Raw genomic sequence first — 16240 nt, 5'->3', positions numbered from 1 at the left:
ATTCCCCCTATTATTAAATTAAGAATAGATCTACAAATTCGTTTACATTCATATTTTCTAGTTTTTCTTCATTTAAACAAACTTCATGAATTTGTTCTTGTTGCTTACTAGAATAATGACCTGCCATATTTGCAGTGAATTTTTGAACAACTTTTGGAATTGCTTCGTCTCTACGGAAGCGGTGACCAAGCGGATATTCACATTCCACATTTTCTGTTACTGTGCCATCTTTAAAGTGAACTTGAACAGCGTTGGCGATTGAGCGCTTGTTCGGGTCAAGGTAATCTAAACTGTACTGTTTGTTTTCAACAACAACCATCTTATTACGTAATTCATCTACACGTGGATCGTTTGCTACTGCATCTTCATAATCGTCTGCAACGATATCTCCTTTTAATAAACCAATTGCCGTAATGTATTGTAAGCAATGATCACGATCAGCTGGGTTATTTAATGGACCTTCTTTATCAATAATACGAATTGCTGATTCATGAGTTGTAATTGTAATACGGTCAATTTCATCTAATCTCTCTTTAATTTCCGGATGCAACTTCACTGCACATTCTGCAGCCGTTTGTGCATGGAATTCTGCTGGATATGACACTTTAAATAATACATTTTCCATTACATATGACTCTAGTGGTCTTGCTAATTTTAATTCTTGTTTATTGAATAATACATCTTGGAATCCCCATCCTGGCGCAGATAATGCTGTTGGATAACCCATTTCACCTTTTAGAGCAGTCATTGCAAGATGAACACCGCGGCTCGTTGCGTCACCTGCAGCCCATGATTTACGTGAGCCCGTATTTGGAGCATGACGATATGTACGAAGACTAGAATTATCAATCCACGCATGTGATAATGCATTAAAGATTTCTTCACGTGTTCCGCCAAGCATTTTCGCAACTACTGCAGTTGTTGCTACTTTTACATATAATACATGGTCAAGACCAACTCTGTTTAAGCTGTTTTCTAAAGCAAGCACGCCTTGAATTTCATGTGCTTTAATCATCATTTCTAATACTTCACGTACTTTTAAAGCTTCTTTTCCTTCTGAAATACGAACACGGCTAATATAATCTGCAACTGCTAAAATTCCGCCTAGGTTATCAGATGGATGTCCCCACTCTGCTGCAAGCCAAGTATCGTTATAGTCTAACCAACGGATCATACATCCGATATTAAATGCACCTTTTACTGGATCTAGTACATAAGACGTACCTGGTACACGTGTACCATTTGGCACGATTGTTCCTGGCACAACTGGTCCTAGTAATTTCGTACATTCTGGATATTGCAGTGCTAAAATTCCACATCCAAGTGTATCAAGTAATACGTAACGAGCTGTACTGAATGCTTCTGCACTAGTAACCTCTTTATTTAATACATAATCGGTAATCTCTTCTAATAATGCATCTTTTTGCTTAATTTCATTTGTTTTAATCATGCTATTCTTCCCTTTCTGTCGAAAATTCGTTATTATTAATGATGGGTGTCGGTCAAACACCCATCTGGCGGGCGGCGCTAACAACTCCCCAGTTGTTCTTATTTACTAAGTACATGTCGCTCGCCAATATAATTTACACGAGGACGGAACAAACGATTATTTGCATGTTGCTCAATAACGTGCGCACATAACCCCACTGTTCTAGAGCTAAAGAAGATTGGTGTGTAAAGTTGAATTGGAATACCTAGCATCCAATATACTGGAGCTGCATAATAATCAAGATTTGGATAAATTCCTTTTTCTTTTTCCATAATCTTTTCTCCAGCTTCACACATTTCATATAGTGTATAATCACCTTTTACATCACATAACTGTTTTAAAGCTTCCTTCATCATAAGTGCTCTTGGATCCATCTTCTTCATATAAACACGGTGTCCAAAGCCCATAATTTTTTCTTTGTTATATAGTTTCTTCTGTAATAACTCTTCAAATTTCTCAACATTACCAGCTTCTAAAAGCATGTACATAACCGCTTCATTTGCACCGCCATGTAAACTTCCTTTTAAAGATGCAACTGCACCTGTTAAAGCACCGTATAAATCTGATTGTGTTGATGCAATAACGCGAGCTGTAAATGTAGAGTTTGGCATTTCATGCTCACTATATAAAACAAGGGAACGATCAAAGATCTTTTCCTCAAGTTCAGTTGGTTTTTTACCAGTTAACATATAGAAGAAATTCGCACTATAAGATAATTCTTTAAGAGGTTCAATTGGCTCCTCATTATTTAAAATATGATAGCTATTCGCTACAATGTTTGGCACTTTACTTAACAGCTTGTACCCTCGGCTTTTATTCACTTCTAACGAGCGGTTTTCGATATCATTATCGTAACCAGCTAACGCTGACACACCTGTACGTAATCCATCCATGGGATGCGTCTCTTTAGGCAATGCCTTTAGTACGTTGAATACACCTTCTGGTACTGCATATTCTTCTTTTAATTTCTTTTCAAGTGTTACTTTTTCATCTTCATTCGGTAGGTGTTCCTCCAATAAAAGGTGCACAATGTCTAAATACTCTTTTGTTTTTGAGAGTTCGATTAAGTCATACCCTTGAATTACAATTTCACCTTTTACTGTGTCAAGAAACGAGATTTTCGTCTCCGCTGCCACTATACCATCTAATCCCGGGGAAAATTTCTCTTCAGCTTTCATCATTATTTCCTCCAATCCTAATAGATCTTCGTGCACATAACTGTAAGCCTTTACAATATTGTGAAACTACATTTCTATTTCAATGTATCAGAGTTTTTAGAAGATTTCAATTTATTTTATAATGATAAGTTTCCTACACTTTTCTTACTGTAACAATACAATTTTTTGAAAATAATTCTTATATTTTATAAAGAAAGGATAGACTTCTTTGCGTATTTTCAAAAACAAGATATAAAGATTTTTCATATAACACCGCCAAATATACAATTATTCTAATTTTATTTGAGAAATAGAAAAAACGAGCTGTACATAAGTACAGCTCGTTACTATATGATATTTATTTCACTATCTCTTAAATATAATTTTTATATAAAACTTATTCATTTTTAATAAAGTTATTATTTTACATAATTAAATTGAATTTCTTCCATTTCCTCATGATAACTTACAAATAAATCATAGTTTTGAAAATACCAAAGATCATCAGAATCTACAAAAAATATAATACCTTCCTTCTCAACTGACACTATTTCGCCATCGGGTTTCTCAGCAACAACCCCTAAAGAATATCCGGGCTGAATTGAACTATCCCCTCCGTACCTTACAGTAAAACGTACAGATTCACCGTGCTTTATACGTAATTCTTCCTGGAACCATTGCAGAGCTTTACGATCAATTGAAATTCTCATCTTTATTCCTCCAGTTTACGCAAACTCTTTTTTTCCTAATCGTTGTTTTACAAAGAAGACGAAAATAATTAAGGCTATCAATGCTGAAATTGCACTCCCTGAAAATAAAATACGATAACCAAACATTTGTGAAACAACTCCAAGTAAAATAGCACCTAACCCGATTCCTAAATCAAACGCTGTAAAAAATGAAGCATTTGCAACTCCTCTTTTACTCGGATCGACAATTGTAAGCATTGCCGCTTGCAAAGCTGGCTGCGCTGAACCAAATCCAATACCGTATAATGTTGCTGCGATAATTACACCTATCAAACCATTTGAAATAGTTAAAACAACTATAGCTAAAATAGTAATACATAATGCTGGAAGTATAATGAATACTTCTCCATACTTATCTAATAGTTTCCCTGAAATTGGTCTTACAATTGTTAATGCAATTGCATATACAAGAAAGAAAGTTCCCGGGTTTACATGAATTGATGATGCAAATAACGGTAAAAAGGTTGTTATTCCTCCATATGCAAACGATAAAAAGAATACTACAATCGTGATTGTTAATACGGATTTCTCAAATAGCTGAATTTTCCCTTTTTCTTTTTGTGGCGTAAATGGGATCTTCGTTATTAATGATAATACGACTGCCATAAAAGATAACAACGTCGCTAATAAAAATAGACCATCAAATGAATAATTTTGCACAACCCATAATCCAATCATAGGTCCGATCGCCATTGCAATTGTCATCGCCATCCCGTACCAACCCATACCTTCACCGCGGCGTGAATCTGGAATAATATCCGTTATTGCTGTTCCAACAGCTGTTGTAGAAACAGCCCATGTTACTCCGTGAATAACACGTAAAACAGCTAAAAGGACAATAGTCGATGCTATATTATAGGAATACATCGTTAAGCCAAAAAAGATGAGTCCGAAAATAATAAAGGATCTTCTACCATATTGATCTAACATTCCTCCAATAATCGGTCGTATTACAACAGCAGCTATTGTAAACATCCCCATCATAAGTCCAACTTGCGATTCATTGCCACCTATCTCTTTAATAAAGAGCGGGAGCGTTGGAACAAGTAAATAAAATCCTGTAAATAAAAATAACATTGCGAAAGTCATTTGAATAAATGATTTCGTCCATAATCGTTCCATACAAATACCTCCATACACTCGTAAAATATTACGATTAACACCCTCATTGTACATTTTTTTTATCTCTTTTCCCTCCGCAAATAGACGTATCTTTTCATATTAAATAGTCCACCATCAGCTTACATTAGTCTTAAGACTTTGTACGCATATTTTAAACGAAAGTCCTATATATGTACCTTTATACGTGTGAAAAGAATATACTAATTTATTATCACAACTTAGGAGTGATTATTTTATGTGGGTATTATCATCAAGAGTAACTGTCGCGGTTCCTTCGATACCCGAAATACATGCCCCCGCCGTTCATACAGCAAGTTCCGATGTCGGCATTGAACTTCCAGCAATTTGGCAACAATACCAATCACCAGGTCAAGCTACCCCTTCATTTTGGCATCATGGTGCCCATCCAAGTAGCACTACCTTTTATCATCCTAGCCACGCTCCACTACCTCAGGCTCAAGTCTTTTATCATTTCCCATCAATTTATTTTCAAAATTTTTATGGTACGTTTAACATTTAATAGCTATCACTTTATTACCCTTACATTTTAATAAAGCGAACCTTTAATCCAGTTTCAACATAACAAAGTCGAATTCCTTAAATAAGAAATTCGACTTTTTAATTGTTTTCCAAACTAAAGTAACCGTTAAAGAAAGACATTTATTAAAGATCGGAATATGATTCCCACTTATTTAATGCTTTATGTAATCCATCACAGTTAGTCCCTTTCCGGGATAACCCGCACGTACAATCATTTCTCTCTTTACGTTACATTTCACATAAACTACATTCACTCTTTTTCTTCTATCCAGTCCTTAACATAAAATTTTCTATAGCAAAATGAAAAAAGCACTTAAGATTGTAGATTCCCACAAATCTTAAGTGCTTTTTTGAAAACTTTTCTATAAATTTTTCTTATTGTCCATTATTGGCAGGAACCTCTCCTGCATTTCCACCATTATTTGGTTGTACTGTTGCAGGTGGGGTTGGTGTTCCTTGACCTCCATTATTATTCGCTGGAGGTGTCGTTCCTTGGCCTCCTCCGCTATTTGCTGGAGGTGTCGTTCCTTGGTTTCCTCCGTTATTTGCTGGAGGTGTTGTCCCTTGGTTTCCTCCGTTATTCGCTGGAGGTGTCGTTCCTTGGCCTCCTCCGTTATTCGCTGGAGGTGTCGTTCCTTGACCATTTCCGTTATTTTGTTCATTTTGTTTCTTTTCTTCTTCTTGTTTCTTTTGTTCTTCTTGCTTCTTAAGTTCCTCTTGTTTCTTTTGTTCTTCTTGTTTTTTCAGTTCTTCTTGTTTCTTTAATTCTTCTTGCTTTTTCTCTTCTTCAGTTTTTTGCTGTTGATCTTGTTTTGGTTGCTGCGTTGTATCCGGTACGCTAGTATTTGGCGATGAATCGCGTTTTTCACCTTTTATACGTAGCTCACTACCTTCTTGAATAACGCTACTTGGCATTTTAAATCGTGATTTATCTGTAGCCATTTCACTCATCATTTCTTTAAAGATCAACTGTGCAATTTTCGTATTTTTACTACTAATATACTCGTCTTTGCCATCTTTCATATACCCAGTCCATACTGCCATCGTATATTGCGGTGTATATCCAGCAAACCAGCTATCACGAGTTGCACTTTCTGGAATTTTATATTGAGCTAATTGTTTTGATGAGTAGTTTGTCGTACCCGTTTTACCAGCTACATCTAAAGATGCTATATTTGCAGATGTACCAGTACCTGATGTAACTACAGAACGAAGCATATCTGTAATCATGTATGCTGTAGAATCTGCCATAACTTGTTTTGGTTTTTGTCCAAAACTTTGTGACTTCCCATCTGGATAAACGACTTTCTTAACAAAATGCGGTTTCGTATATTTACCCTCATTACCAAATGCCGCATAAGCGCCCGCTATTTCAGTTGGTGATACTTCATTTGTACCAATCGCTGTGGATTCAGTCGGTGCTGCATTAAATGTAATGCCTAATTTCTCAGAGAAGTCTTTTGATTTATTAATTCCCACTTCTTTCGCAGTCTTAATTGCTGGGATATTTCGTGACTTTTCTAATGCTACACGCATTGTAATTGGACCCATATGACTTCTATCTGAATTTCGTACTTCTTGACCCGTTGAATACTTAAATGGAGAGTCATCAATTTGATGGTACGTAGCCCATTTTAAATATTCAATTGCTGGAGCGTAGTCGAAAATCGGCTTCATTGTTGAACCAGCTGCACGATCTAATTCAATTGCCATATTATGCCCTTTAAATACAGCTTTATTTTCTCCACGGCCACTACCTATAGCACGAACTTCTCCTGTTTTCGTATCCATAAATGTAAATGCACCTTGGAATTTATCGTTCGGATAATCAATGATATTATTATTTAAAATATTATCAGCAAGTTTCTGTGCTTTCGGATCTAACGTTGTATAAATTTCTAAACCATCAGAACCGATATTAGCATCTGGCAATTCTTTTTCTACTTCTTTTACAACTGCATCCATAAATGCAGGGTATGGCATTGTTTGTAGTTGAGCTGCAGGCTTAAGCCCCTTTTCTACGTCAACTTTTGCTGCTTCTTCCATTTCCTGTTTTGTTATATATCCATGTCGGTTCATTAAGTTTAGAACAACATTTCTTCTTTCTGTTGCTTTTTGAACATTTTCTTTTTTCGTTGGATCATAGTTATTCGGTGCTTTCGGTAAACCTGCAAGCATCGCAACTTCTGGTAATGTTAAGTCCTTCAATTCTTTACCATAGTAGTTTTGTGCTGCTGTTGCGATCCCGTATGAACGGTTTCCTAAGTTAATTTTATTTAAGTACATCTCTAATATTTCATGTTTTGAATACTGTTGTTCTAGCTTATAAGCTAAATATATTTCTTGCGCCTTACGCTTTGGTGTTTTGTCCATTGATAAGAAGTAGTTTTTAATAACTTGTTGTGTTATCGTACTTCCACCTTGAGAACCATAATCTCCTTTAAGACTTACTAGAACAGCACGGGCAGTACCTTTAAAATCTACTCCGCTATGCTCATAAAAACGTGAATCTTCTGTCGCTAAAAATGCATTTTCTACTAATTTAGGTATTTGCTCATACGTAACATTCGTCCTTTTTTCTTTTCCATATTCATATACCAAATCCCCGTTTTTATCATAAATTTTTGAGGATAACGGATTAACAAGTTTTGCTTTCTCAAGTTTTGGTGCATCCTTAATCATTACGAAAAAGGTAGCAACCCCCGCCACTAAACCAACAATACCAAGTAATAAACAAGTAATTAAAAACTTGCGAAAGAATGATGTTTTACCTTTTGGCTTTTGTGTTTTAGAAGCTGGTTGTTTTTTCTTTTTAACTTGTCGTCGTTCCTCTCGAGAACGATAATTTTCTGACATGTTACTTTCTCCTGCCTTTCAATTCTCCCGTTGATTTACTTAAAAATATTGAGGTCACTTTCTAAAATGCATTTGATTAAGAAAGTATATTGACCTGGAGCATTCAATATTTTCCCAATTCACAGATTATAAATTTTAGAATACTTCTTATACAAACTATTTTCACTTCTATTTTTCCTAATAACGCTGCCCCTTTAAGCATAGAATGTAAAAAGTGAATTTTTAATACCTCGTATAAATAATATACCTTTTTTTCAAATGGTCAATATTTTCTTATTTATAAATCAAAGGTGAAATAAAAATAGCACAACGATATGTACTTCGTGTGAACTTCCTTATAATTACGTATAACAAACATTTAATATATTGCATATAAGTATAATACCTCTTAAATTATAAGGATTTCAACATCACAACCTCAACATATACAAGAAATTATTAAAAATGAAAAGTGAGGAGTTGCGTAATGATGAAGCTATCTCCCGTGATTTCAAAAAATATAGTTGCTGTTGGCTATAATCCTTTTTCTATGATTTTGCGAATCCAATTAAAGAACGGTATGTACGATTTCTTTAATGTACCAGAAAGTATTTATACTGGCCTATTACATGCACAATCTAAAAGTTATTATCATAAAACTTATATTAAAAATTCTTTCCGCCACACAAAAATTTAAACTTAACACCCACTAAAAAAAGGAGGTTAATCCTCCTTTCTTTTAAAAACATTTCACAGATGAATTATCTTCGATTCCTCTTATTAATTTCATCATATGCTTGAATTTGTTTTTTCAAACGCCGATCAGCTTTTTTATCATGCACTACAAGAATTGCATGTATAACTCCTGGAACCCAAAATATTAATGTTAATATGAAATTTATTATTGCCTGAATTGGTTTTCCACAAAATAGTACAGCAACAGGCGGAAGAAAAATTGCTAATAAATACATCATCCCTTGAAAACTCCTTATTTTGTATTTTATATATCACTTTTCAAAATATACGCAAAAAAACCTACTACCATTTTAATCTTAACCTACCTCTAAAATCAATGTATCTCCTTCTATTTATATAAGTATTTCAACCTTTTCATTGTTTTCTAGCCTATTTTCTTCCTCTATTGCAGTTACTCCAATTGCAGAAATTAACGTTCCTATCGCTTGTATCTAAATACCAATGAGTGCAATGATTCTCTCATCCTTCTTATCAAAAATACTATCTTCATTTTCTCTCTCATCTTTCAATACATTTGAAACACCTTGATACACTTGTAATCCAGCCCCTAAACTTTGCATGGAGTTACCCAGTATAATAATTTTCTGTAATACATTTATATCCAACAAAGCTGCTTCTACTCCTAAAAAAGCACCGATCGATTGTAAACTGTTCCCTGTAATGATAAGATAATCATTTTCTTTCAATTGTTCATTTATATTAAAATATGTTCCTATTACATTTGATATATTGCCTAATGCTAATAACTCAATTCCTATTTGATTAAGTAATTTACTTTGATTCTCTAAGCCTATATTTTGATTTTCTCTTTTTTCTTCCCCATCATCATAATTGCTCGCAATGATTTGTAATATATATCCGAGGGCTTGTAATGAGCTTCCTACAATAACAAGATCCGATTCAACTTTCTCTTCTCCAATAAATCCTCTTGTCGTTCCAATAGCAGCTGTAAGATTCCCTCCCACTTGAAACCATGCCCCTGTCACTTTTAAACTGCTTGGATTCATTTTTATCACCTATTTAAATATTTTCTAAAGCTTTCAAAACAAACAAATCTCACCCTTAATCTTTTATTTTATTTTTTAGATGTAATTTTGTGAATGATATAATGTGCTACTAATATAAAAGCACCTTAAAGGTGCTTTTTATATGCATGCTGGGCATGTCAATGAATCTCCATTTTTATCTATTGTTATATTCAATATATATTCAATTGCTTTATGTGACCAAGTTTCAGGTGTAGGCGATTCATTTATATATTGTGGCGCACATGACTTCAGCATTGGAGTACTAATACTCCCTCCAGGATCTAAAGCAACTACAGCCATGCCATGGGGTAATTCCAGGGCCATAGATTTAGTGATACCTTCAATAGCAAATTTCGAGGCACAATATGGCGCAAGCTCAGCCTCACCTTCTCTCCCCCAACTAGAACTCATATTAATGATAATTCCTTCTTTCCTAGCTACCATCGCTGGAACAAATGCTCTTATTACATTTACTACACCATTCACGTTTACATTGATTACATTTTCGAATTCTTGAGCCGTAACTTTCCAAAGTTTTGCATTTTGATTTACAATCGATGCATTATTTATTATCATATCGGGAGCTGTATGTGTATTAAGTATATAATTTGCCCAATTGTTAACTTGCTGAGAATCTGAAACATCAATTACTTGGAAATCATGTATTTTACTGTACTGTTTTTTTAGTTCTTCAATTTTATCTTTTGAACGTCCACAACCATATATGTTCCACCCTAATTCATGAAATCGATCAACCATCGCACGTCCTAACCCTTGTGTCACGCCTGTAATAATTACAGATTTACTAATTTCTTTTCGCCTCATTTCTCTCATCCTCCTTCCCTATATCTTACTCTCTTCATTTTTATTCAGCGATTTACTATAGTATCAACTCAACTTATACTTTAGTAATAATTTTGATATTGTATACATAAACCAAAAAAGTAACCATCATGGTTACTTTTTGCTATATATCTAAAAATTCATTGTTTATTTCATTATTGTTTTTACATTTCAACTTCTCTTTTCCACATTTCTCACACTGGTAAATATAAACTACACCTAATGTACCTTTTTTAAAATCCTCATTATCCTGCATCTTAATAAAAATATATTTATGTTTACAATGCGATTCACTCAAATAATTTTTAAACCACTTTTTCAACACAACACATTCCACCTTTATGATAGAACCTTTATTTAGCTGCTTTATTACATACTTTTATTTAAATGTTCAATCTCATCTTGCAATTTTTTAAATTGCTCAAAATGCATGGTAATAGATTGGCTACTACCATAATCAACATTTTGTTTCACTAATATAACACCCGTATCATGAAAAAGCGCTTCAAGTTCTTTCCTAATAGACACTTTCGCAATATGAGCTGTTTTAATTGCAGATAAAATTGCAATTTCATTAAACTTTAATTTTATTTCATTTGGACAAAATGCGTCTTCAACTAATATAACTTCATTACTATAAATTAGTGCAACAAGATTACTTGATTTGGCATCTGTTAAATCAACTTTTTTCATAATATCTTTCATTACATTTTGCCTCCTTTATTTTCATATATATCAATTATACAAATTTTTTAAAAAAATTACTCAACTTTATTATATTAATTTTAACACACTTTTATTGAAATCCATGCTCCAAACGTTTTACTATTCCACAATTTTTATTATATGAACCATCTGGACTATAACTCCATATAGTAATGTTAACAACTTATTATAAAGCAGGTGAAAATTATGCCATCAGTTGTAGGAAATTTAGTTGTACAAAATAGTAATGGATCATTTAACTTAGGTGATTTCTACAACGTTTCTCCGAAAGAAAATACGAAAGCTTATAATGGTTCCGGCGCATCAAACGTTGGTTTTGTTGTTAATACTTTTAGCGGTGTTAGCGCGACCAATACATTTGATTCTGACCTTGCAGATCAAAACCAAGTGGGTACAGCCTAATCTTATGTTCAACTTTCTGTATAGAAAATTTTAATTTGTCTATACTATAATCAGGCTGGTTGACAGCTCTTGTCGATTTTGGAGTACCCTATCTTTTTCTCCCTTTCCCTGGGGCTCAGCAGCTAGCACGAAGCTAGCTGCTTTTTCTTGTATTATTTATCACATAAATCAGAAATAAAAAAAGCTGCCATTTAATATTCAGCTTCTTTTACATTACTTCAATAATATCCATAGCGTTAAATACGTAAGTTTTATAAAAGGCGTCCGTACAAATTACAATTTGTTTTACCGGATTGATATGTACAACAGTCATGTAGCTTGTTAATATGTAACCATCTTCAAAATATGTTACCAATATTTCTTTCTCAGACAGTAATGACGTTAATAATTTATCAGAAATTCTCTCTTTTGCTTCATTTGTTAAAAGCGGTTTTTGTACTTTTAATTTCTCTCCAATAATCTTTCTCATATTTAAAAGTTGTTCGGACATTACTGTAAACGGAACCCACTCTCTTTCTTCTTTTTGTATCTTTACATCGTTCATTTTTTATCTCCTTGATCATTTATACATTTATTTATTCATGCTATCCCTTAGTTATTTTTAATACTTACTAAACTCGAATTTACTTCTAAACTATAATTAGGTTACCTCTTAAAAGAACATTCGTTCTTATTATACACGAACCTACGTTCCTTTGAGAAGAGCCATACTTATTATTTCTTAACAAAAAACATAATTTTATTTATCTCCATATTTTTCCTTTATTAAATAAACTTTTCATTCCTTATATAAAATGCATATAAAAACTAAAAGGCGCCTTCACACAAAGTGAAATCGCCTTTTTCTAAAAAATATTTCAATGTTTATTTTTCTATCCTAACTAATGTTCTTTCTGGAATACATAATTCATCTATATTAAAATGATTTATTTTTAAGTTCAATTCCCCTACTCGTTCCTTATCTTCATCACCAACCCAACAACTAAATAATTCGAAATAGTCTCCATCTTCCAAATAGCCTTCCATAATCTTGCATAAGGTTAAAAATTTTTCTTTCGCTTCTTTTTTTTCTTTACGTTTTGCCACTCGACAAGTTCAATTCCCCAACTAGTTGAAACCTCATATGTGTAATTTGTTTGGAATTGATACTCTTGTACAATTTTAAGCATACTTTCATCTGAAAAACACGATCCAAAAACAATTACATCATTAGAATCTGAATCCGTTAACGGAATTTCTACATTACAGCCTATGTAACTTGCTAAACTCATTTTATACTCCTCCAATATTCGTATAAAAAATACTTCATAGTATATTTATTTACTCAAATATAAAATCCCTTCCTAAACGAAAAAGTTTTAATTTTTTTCTTTTATTAACCATCTATAACTGAAAACATATACTATGATGAACGAACTCACAAAGCATAAGAAAAGAGAGCATTTACAACACTCTCTTTTCTTACATACTCTATGAAACTTTACAAAGCTGAATCAGTAATTTTTACTATTATATTTTATTACATATACTTAGGTTGTACTATTATATGTAACTCTCTCTCTGTATCCGCTTTTTTCGGATGACGAAAATAATTAAGTTTGTACTTTAACACTTTATACTCAACCATCCCGATTTTAATCCCTTTCGTTTCTTTTAATATAGCTAATAAATCACTTACATTTTCATCATATGACTCAAAAATTTTCGCGCCGCCCTCTCCTTGAAAGATTACTTTCATATATTCTCCCCACCTTAATTTATTGATGTGGTAAATGACGCGTTTAAAATGATTCATTCTTTATCCTAAATTTTTCATACGAAAAAGAACATCCTTTCCAATCGAATGCTCAGCTTTTTACTAATTATCCATGTTAAATATTTATTCAAAAACATTATATGTATTATTTTTTAAATTATGTTCGATATCCATTATTAAAGAGTAAATATATGTAATAAACTTGCATAATGAAAACCGTAAAATATCCACTTTCGTTGAAATAATTAAAAACCATAATTTCCCATTGTAATTCTTAATATTTAAATGTAATATTGTATTGTCTTACTATCTATTTATAACTCACACACTAATTAGAAAAGGGAACTCTATATGAGTTCCCTTTTCTAATTATGATTACAGTCATTATTTCTTTTCTAGAAATTTAAATGTATCTTTAAATTCTTTATTATTCACTTTAATATCAGCACCTTTCAATAAGTCATTGACTACTTGTTGTTTCCATTTACCTGTCGTATCTTGTAGTCTTTGTTGTTCTATATCTTTACGAATTTTATCTTTTACTTCATCAAATGGCTTCAATTCTTTTTTATCCGTCACTTTAATAATATGGTAACCGTAAGTTGTTTTAACTGGATCACTTACTTGGCCTGCATCTAATTTATACGCAGCTTCCTCAAATTCTTTCACTGTTTGCCCAGGAGCAAAACCAGATATTTCCCCGCCCTGTTCCTTTGAACCAGTATCTTCTGAATACTGTTTTGCTAAGGCAGCAAAATCTTCACCATTATTTACTTTCTCTTTTATTTCTTTAGCCGTTTTTTCATCTTTCACTAAAATATGACTTACTTTCATTTCTGGTTTATAGTTATCTTTCACATCTTTTTCTGTGACTGTTGCTTTAATCGCTTTCTCAAATGCAATTTCTGGCTTCATTTTTTCTTTTAATTCATCTTCATTTTTCAATCCAAGTTGTTCTAAAGTCGATTTAAAGTTCTCACCCATTTTATCTTTTGCTTCTTCTACTTTCTTTTTTGCTTCCTCATCTGAAACTTTATATTTATCTAACAATGCCTTACTTAACATCATTTGATATAAAGTACTTTCTCCATATTGTTGTCGTAATTCTTTACTCAATTCTTTCTCTGTAACATTTCCTACTTTTGATGTTACTACGTTGTCTGAGGAACCACATGCAGATAATGCTAGCATCACACATGAAATAATCGTTCCAATAAATATTTTTTTCTTTTTCAATTCAAATACCTCACTTTTATCATTATGCAAATTAACTATACACAGTCATTGTGAAAACAGTGTGTTTTCTGCATGTAATTCATTTCATATGAGTAGACTATGTATCATGTATTTTCACTTTTAAATATAAAGAGTCTTCTTACTATGTATAGTAAGAAGACCCTTTATATACTCCTCAAAAAAATATGGCTTCTATAGTTACTTAATAATTACATGTTTTTCAGGTATCCAACTATTCTGCCCGATATCTACCGCATTTCCCACTCTATCCCATACTCGAAAAGATGTCGATCCATCTATATTCCCTTTATAATTCATACATTCAGGCTCTTCATAATAATTTACTCCGTAACCGACAGGATATTTCGAAGTTGCATAAAACCATTTCACATTAAAATGTTTTAAATATGCCCACTGCTTATCGTTCCCTAAACAAATCATATCTTGCTCATCGCCTCCCCAATAACCTGTTAAGATTAAATATGGAATTTTCTGAGTGAGTGCACCTGTAAATTGAGGGGTCATGGGGGTTTCATATAAATTTATTGCGTATCCATCGGGATATTTCGAAACTGCAATACCAATGCCATTCGGTTGCTGTGTATACACTATGTTAGATTGATTTGCTTTGTTCGAATCTATAAACCAAGAAAGTGACTTATTTCCTACTAATCGATTCAGATCACATTTCCCAATCCCAGGAACATTCCCTGAATCCGTATATTGCCACATATCGCATGGATATGCTGGCTTATTCCCTCCATAACGAGGGATCCATATGAAATCAGCTTCAATATTACGTGCTCCAAATGATAAATACGTGTGATGCCCTACATATAATCCTACTTTTTCCGCACCTAAACGGCGTAATTCATGAATAAATGCCTGTGTCCCGCCTTGCATATCTGCCATCGTTTGAACTTCTACGTCCGCCACCCAAAGCTTAGCTGATTGATCACCACGATTCCAAAAATCTCGCGCCTCTTTCTTCGCATCAGCGATAGATATAAAACGGCAAAAAGCATAATTACCAAATGGGATACTATGCTTTTTCATTTCACTAACATAATTTTGATACATAAAATCCACCGTATTAGAGCCATCTTGAACTCTAGCAATCACTAAATCTAGCTGAGATGCTGCAATATCCCAATTGATAGTTCCATTCCATTTTGAAATGTCTACAATATACCCCATACATTCCAGCTCCTTTTTAATGACTTATTCATAGCTTGTTTTATTGTAAGCCTCCTCTCTCTAAAACTAGCTATCTATAATATAAATAAAAAGAATCTTTACTGTTTTTCAAAATATATTCTCTTTCAGAAATATTTCTATTAGTTTTAACATGTATGTCACATAAAATATTCGAAATACACCCTACTATTCATTTATTATGTAATCTCGTCCTATTAATCATTTTTACAGATATTAGCCCCCCCTATATTATTAAATTATAACTTTCAGTATCAATTTCCTTTCAACTAAAAAATTTCATCCCTCATTTTCTATATATTCTTAAGTCAAAATTACTACCTCTACATAAAATTTGAGATTTAGAAAAATTTTAATTAATTGAAGTTTACTCCTATTAAATTGCA

The 16240-nt window shown here is 33.0% G+C and carries 18 protein-coding genes and 1 pseudogene; 3 read left to right on the top strand and 16 right to left on the bottom strand.

Annotation, left to right across the window (positions count from 1 at the left end; genetic code table 11):
• Positions 1-13: 13 nt before the first annotated feature.
• The 4 genes from prpD to ACS2QP_RS05925 form a co-directional block, all read right to left on the bottom strand.
• Complete coding sequence (gene prpD / locus ACS2QP_RS05940; RefSeq protein WP_000598123.1) at positions 14-1450, bottom strand: 2-methylcitrate dehydratase; 1437 nt, start codon at positions 1448-1450, stop codon at positions 14-16.
• A 98-nt stretch (positions 1451-1548) separates the two neighbouring features.
• Positions 1549-2670, bottom strand: coding sequence for a citrate synthase (gene mmgD / locus ACS2QP_RS05935; RefSeq protein WP_002041090.1), 1122 nt, complete (start codon positions 2668-2670; stop codon positions 1549-1551).
• Positions 2671-3065: 395 nt separating this feature from the next.
• Complete coding sequence (locus tag ACS2QP_RS05930; protein WP_001222842.1) at positions 3066-3356, bottom strand: HesB/YadR/YfhF family protein; 291 nt, start codon at positions 3354-3356, stop codon at positions 3066-3068.
• Positions 3357-3371: 15 nt separating this feature from the next.
• Positions 3372-4517, bottom strand: coding sequence for an MFS transporter (locus ACS2QP_RS05925; protein WP_000440662.1), 1146 nt, complete (start codon positions 4515-4517; stop codon positions 3372-3374).
• A 235-nt stretch (positions 4518-4752) separates the two neighbouring features.
• Here ACS2QP_RS05925 and ACS2QP_RS05920 point away from each other — a divergent pair, with 235 nt between their 5' ends.
• A complete protein-coding gene (locus tag ACS2QP_RS05920) occupies positions 4753-5037 on the top strand; it encodes a hypothetical protein (protein ID WP_000270101.1) in 285 nt (94 codons plus the stop codon).
• Positions 5038-5432: 395 nt separating this feature from the next.
• On the opposite strand, the gene ACS2QP_RS05915 is transcribed toward ACS2QP_RS05920, so the two are convergent.
• Positions 5433-7913 carry a transglycosylase domain-containing protein gene (locus ACS2QP_RS05915; protein WP_153581252.1) on the bottom strand — a complete coding sequence of 827 codons (2481 nt, stop codon included), beginning with the start codon at positions 7911-7913 and terminating at the stop codon, positions 5433-5435.
• Between the two features lie 466 nt (positions 7914-8379).
• On the opposite strand from ACS2QP_RS05915, the gene ACS2QP_RS05910 reads away from it, so the two are divergent.
• Complete coding sequence (locus ACS2QP_RS05910; protein ID WP_000977080.1) at positions 8380-8589, top strand: KTSC domain-containing protein; 210 nt, start codon at positions 8380-8382, stop codon at positions 8587-8589.
• A 64-nt stretch (positions 8590-8653) separates the two neighbouring features.
• Here the strand turns inward: ACS2QP_RS05910 and ACS2QP_RS05905 are convergent, their stop codons facing one another.
• The 5 genes and pseudogenes from ACS2QP_RS05905 to ACS2QP_RS05885 all read right to left on the bottom strand — a co-directional run bounded on the left by ACS2QP_RS05905 (position 8654) and on the right by ACS2QP_RS05885 (position 11224).
• Positions 8654-8866 carry a YqaE/Pmp3 family membrane protein gene (locus tag ACS2QP_RS05905; RefSeq protein WP_000990219.1) on the bottom strand — a complete coding sequence of 71 codons (213 nt, stop codon included), beginning with the start codon at positions 8864-8866 and terminating at the stop codon, positions 8654-8656.
• Between the two features lie 114 nt (positions 8867-8980).
• Positions 8981-9655, bottom strand: a pseudogene (locus ACS2QP_RS05900) (DUF6944 family repetitive protein).
• A gap of 138 nt (positions 9656-9793) precedes the next feature.
• Positions 9794-10501, bottom strand: coding sequence for an SDR family oxidoreductase (locus tag ACS2QP_RS05895; protein WP_326264026.1), 708 nt, complete (start codon positions 10499-10501; stop codon positions 9794-9796).
• Between the two features lie 142 nt (positions 10502-10643).
• Positions 10644-10844, bottom strand: a complete 201-nt coding sequence (locus ACS2QP_RS05890; protein ID WP_063536295.1) for a hypothetical protein — start codon at positions 10842-10844, stop codon at positions 10644-10646.
• A 44-nt stretch (positions 10845-10888) separates the two neighbouring features.
• Positions 10889-11224, bottom strand: coding sequence for a hypothetical protein (locus ACS2QP_RS05885; protein ID WP_000651907.1), 336 nt, complete (start codon positions 11222-11224; stop codon positions 10889-10891).
• 207 nt (positions 11225-11431) lie between these two features.
• Here ACS2QP_RS05885 and gerPF point away from each other — a divergent pair, with 207 nt between their 5' ends.
• A complete protein-coding gene (gene gerPF / locus ACS2QP_RS05880; protein ID WP_001141569.1) occupies positions 11432-11647 on the top strand; it encodes a spore germination protein GerPF in 216 nt (71 codons plus the stop codon).
• A 208-nt stretch (positions 11648-11855) separates the two neighbouring features.
• On the opposite strand, the gene ACS2QP_RS05875 is transcribed toward gerPF, so the two are convergent.
• The 6 genes from ACS2QP_RS05875 to ACS2QP_RS05850 all read right to left on the bottom strand — a co-directional run bounded on the left by ACS2QP_RS05875 (position 11856) and on the right by ACS2QP_RS05850 (position 15836).
• Positions 11856-12191 carry a YolD-like family protein gene (locus ACS2QP_RS05875; RefSeq protein WP_063536294.1) on the bottom strand — a complete coding sequence of 112 codons (336 nt, stop codon included), beginning with the start codon at positions 12189-12191 and terminating at the stop codon, positions 11856-11858.
• 320 nt (positions 12192-12511) lie between these two features.
• Entirely contained in the window at positions 12512-12673 is a 162-nt protein-coding gene (locus ACS2QP_RS05870) for a hypothetical protein (protein ID WP_228546502.1), read from the bottom strand.
• A gap of 14 nt (positions 12674-12687) precedes the next feature.
• Positions 12688-12918 (bottom strand): hypothetical protein, encoded by a 231-nt coding sequence (locus ACS2QP_RS05865; RefSeq protein ID WP_438882210.1) that lies wholly within the window; start codon positions 12916-12918, stop codon positions 12688-12690.
• Positions 12919-13166: 248 nt separating this feature from the next.
• Entirely contained in the window at positions 13167-13385 is a 219-nt protein-coding gene (locus ACS2QP_RS05860) for a hypothetical protein (protein ID WP_063536292.1), read from the bottom strand.
• A gap of 402 nt (positions 13386-13787) precedes the next feature.
• Positions 13788-14639, bottom strand: coding sequence for a peptidylprolyl isomerase PrsA (locus ACS2QP_RS05855; protein WP_063536291.1), 852 nt, complete (start codon positions 14637-14639; stop codon positions 13788-13790).
• A 198-nt stretch (positions 14640-14837) separates the two neighbouring features.
• Complete coding sequence (locus ACS2QP_RS05850; protein ID WP_438882208.1) at positions 14838-15836, bottom strand: glycoside hydrolase family 25 protein; 999 nt, start codon at positions 15834-15836, stop codon at positions 14838-14840.
• Positions 15837-16240: the final 404 nt, after the last annotated feature.

The organism is Bacillus cereus group sp. Bce019, from assembly GCF_051781745.1.
GTDB classification, from domain to species: domain Bacteria; phylum Bacillota; class Bacilli; order Bacillales; family Bacillaceae_G; genus Bacillus_A; species Bacillus_A cereus.
This window is presented reverse-complemented; position numbering and strand designations above follow the sequence as displayed.

Excerpts from the sequence above, each read along its gene's own strand:
- ACS2QP_RS05920 (WP_000270101.1), top strand. The coding sequence starts at position 4,753 with ATGTGGGTATTATCATCAAGAGTAACTGTCGCGGTTCCTTCGATACCC.
- ACS2QP_RS05885 (WP_000651907.1), bottom strand. The coding sequence starts at position 11,224 with ATGAAAGATATTATGAAAAAAGTTGATTTAACAGATGCCAAATCAAGT.
- ACS2QP_RS05895 (WP_326264026.1), bottom strand. The coding sequence starts at position 10,501 with ATGAGGCGAAAAGAAATTAGTAAATCTGTAATTATTACAGGCGTGACA.
- ACS2QP_RS05925 (WP_000440662.1), bottom strand. The coding sequence starts at position 4,517 with ATGGAACGATTATGGACGAAATCATTTATTCAAATGACTTTCGCAATG.
- ACS2QP_RS05865 (WP_438882210.1), bottom strand. The coding sequence starts at position 12,918 with ATGAGTTTAGCAAGTTACATAGGCTGTAATGTAGAAATTCCGTTAACG.
- ACS2QP_RS05910 (WP_000977080.1), top strand. The coding sequence starts at position 8,380 with ATGATGAAGCTATCTCCCGTGATTTCAAAAAATATAGTTGCTGTTGGC.
- ACS2QP_RS05870 (WP_228546502.1), bottom strand. The coding sequence starts at position 12,673 with ATGGAAGGCTATTTGGAAGATGGAGACTATTTCGAATTATTTAGTTGT.
- mmgD (WP_002041090.1), bottom strand. The coding sequence starts at position 2,670 with ATGATGAAAGCTGAAGAGAAATTTTCCCCGGGATTAGATGGTATAGTG.
- ACS2QP_RS05850 (WP_438882208.1), bottom strand. The coding sequence starts at position 15,836 with ATGGGGTATATTGTAGACATTTCAAAATGGAATGGAACTATCAATTGG.
- ACS2QP_RS05905 (WP_000990219.1), bottom strand. The coding sequence starts at position 8,866 with ATGATGTATTTATTAGCAATTTTTCTTCCGCCTGTTGCTGTACTATTT.
- prpD (WP_000598123.1), bottom strand. The coding sequence starts at position 1,450 with ATGATTAAAACAAATGAAATTAAGCAAAAAGATGCATTATTAGAAGAG.
- ACS2QP_RS05930 (WP_001222842.1), bottom strand. The coding sequence starts at position 3,356 with ATGAGAATTTCAATTGATCGTAAAGCTCTGCAATGGTTCCAGGAAGAA.
- ACS2QP_RS05875 (WP_063536294.1), bottom strand. The coding sequence starts at position 12,191 with ATGAACGATGTAAAGATACAAAAAGAAGAAAGAGAGTGGGTTCCGTTT.
- gerPF (WP_001141569.1), top strand. The coding sequence starts at position 11,432 with ATGCCATCAGTTGTAGGAAATTTAGTTGTACAAAATAGTAATGGATCA.
- ACS2QP_RS05860 (WP_063536292.1), bottom strand. The coding sequence starts at position 13,385 with ATGAAAGTAATCTTTCAAGGAGAGGGCGGCGCGAAAATTTTTGAGTCA.
- ACS2QP_RS05915 (WP_153581252.1), bottom strand. The coding sequence starts at position 7,913 with ATGTCAGAAAATTATCGTTCTCGAGAGGAACGACGACAAGTTAAAAAG.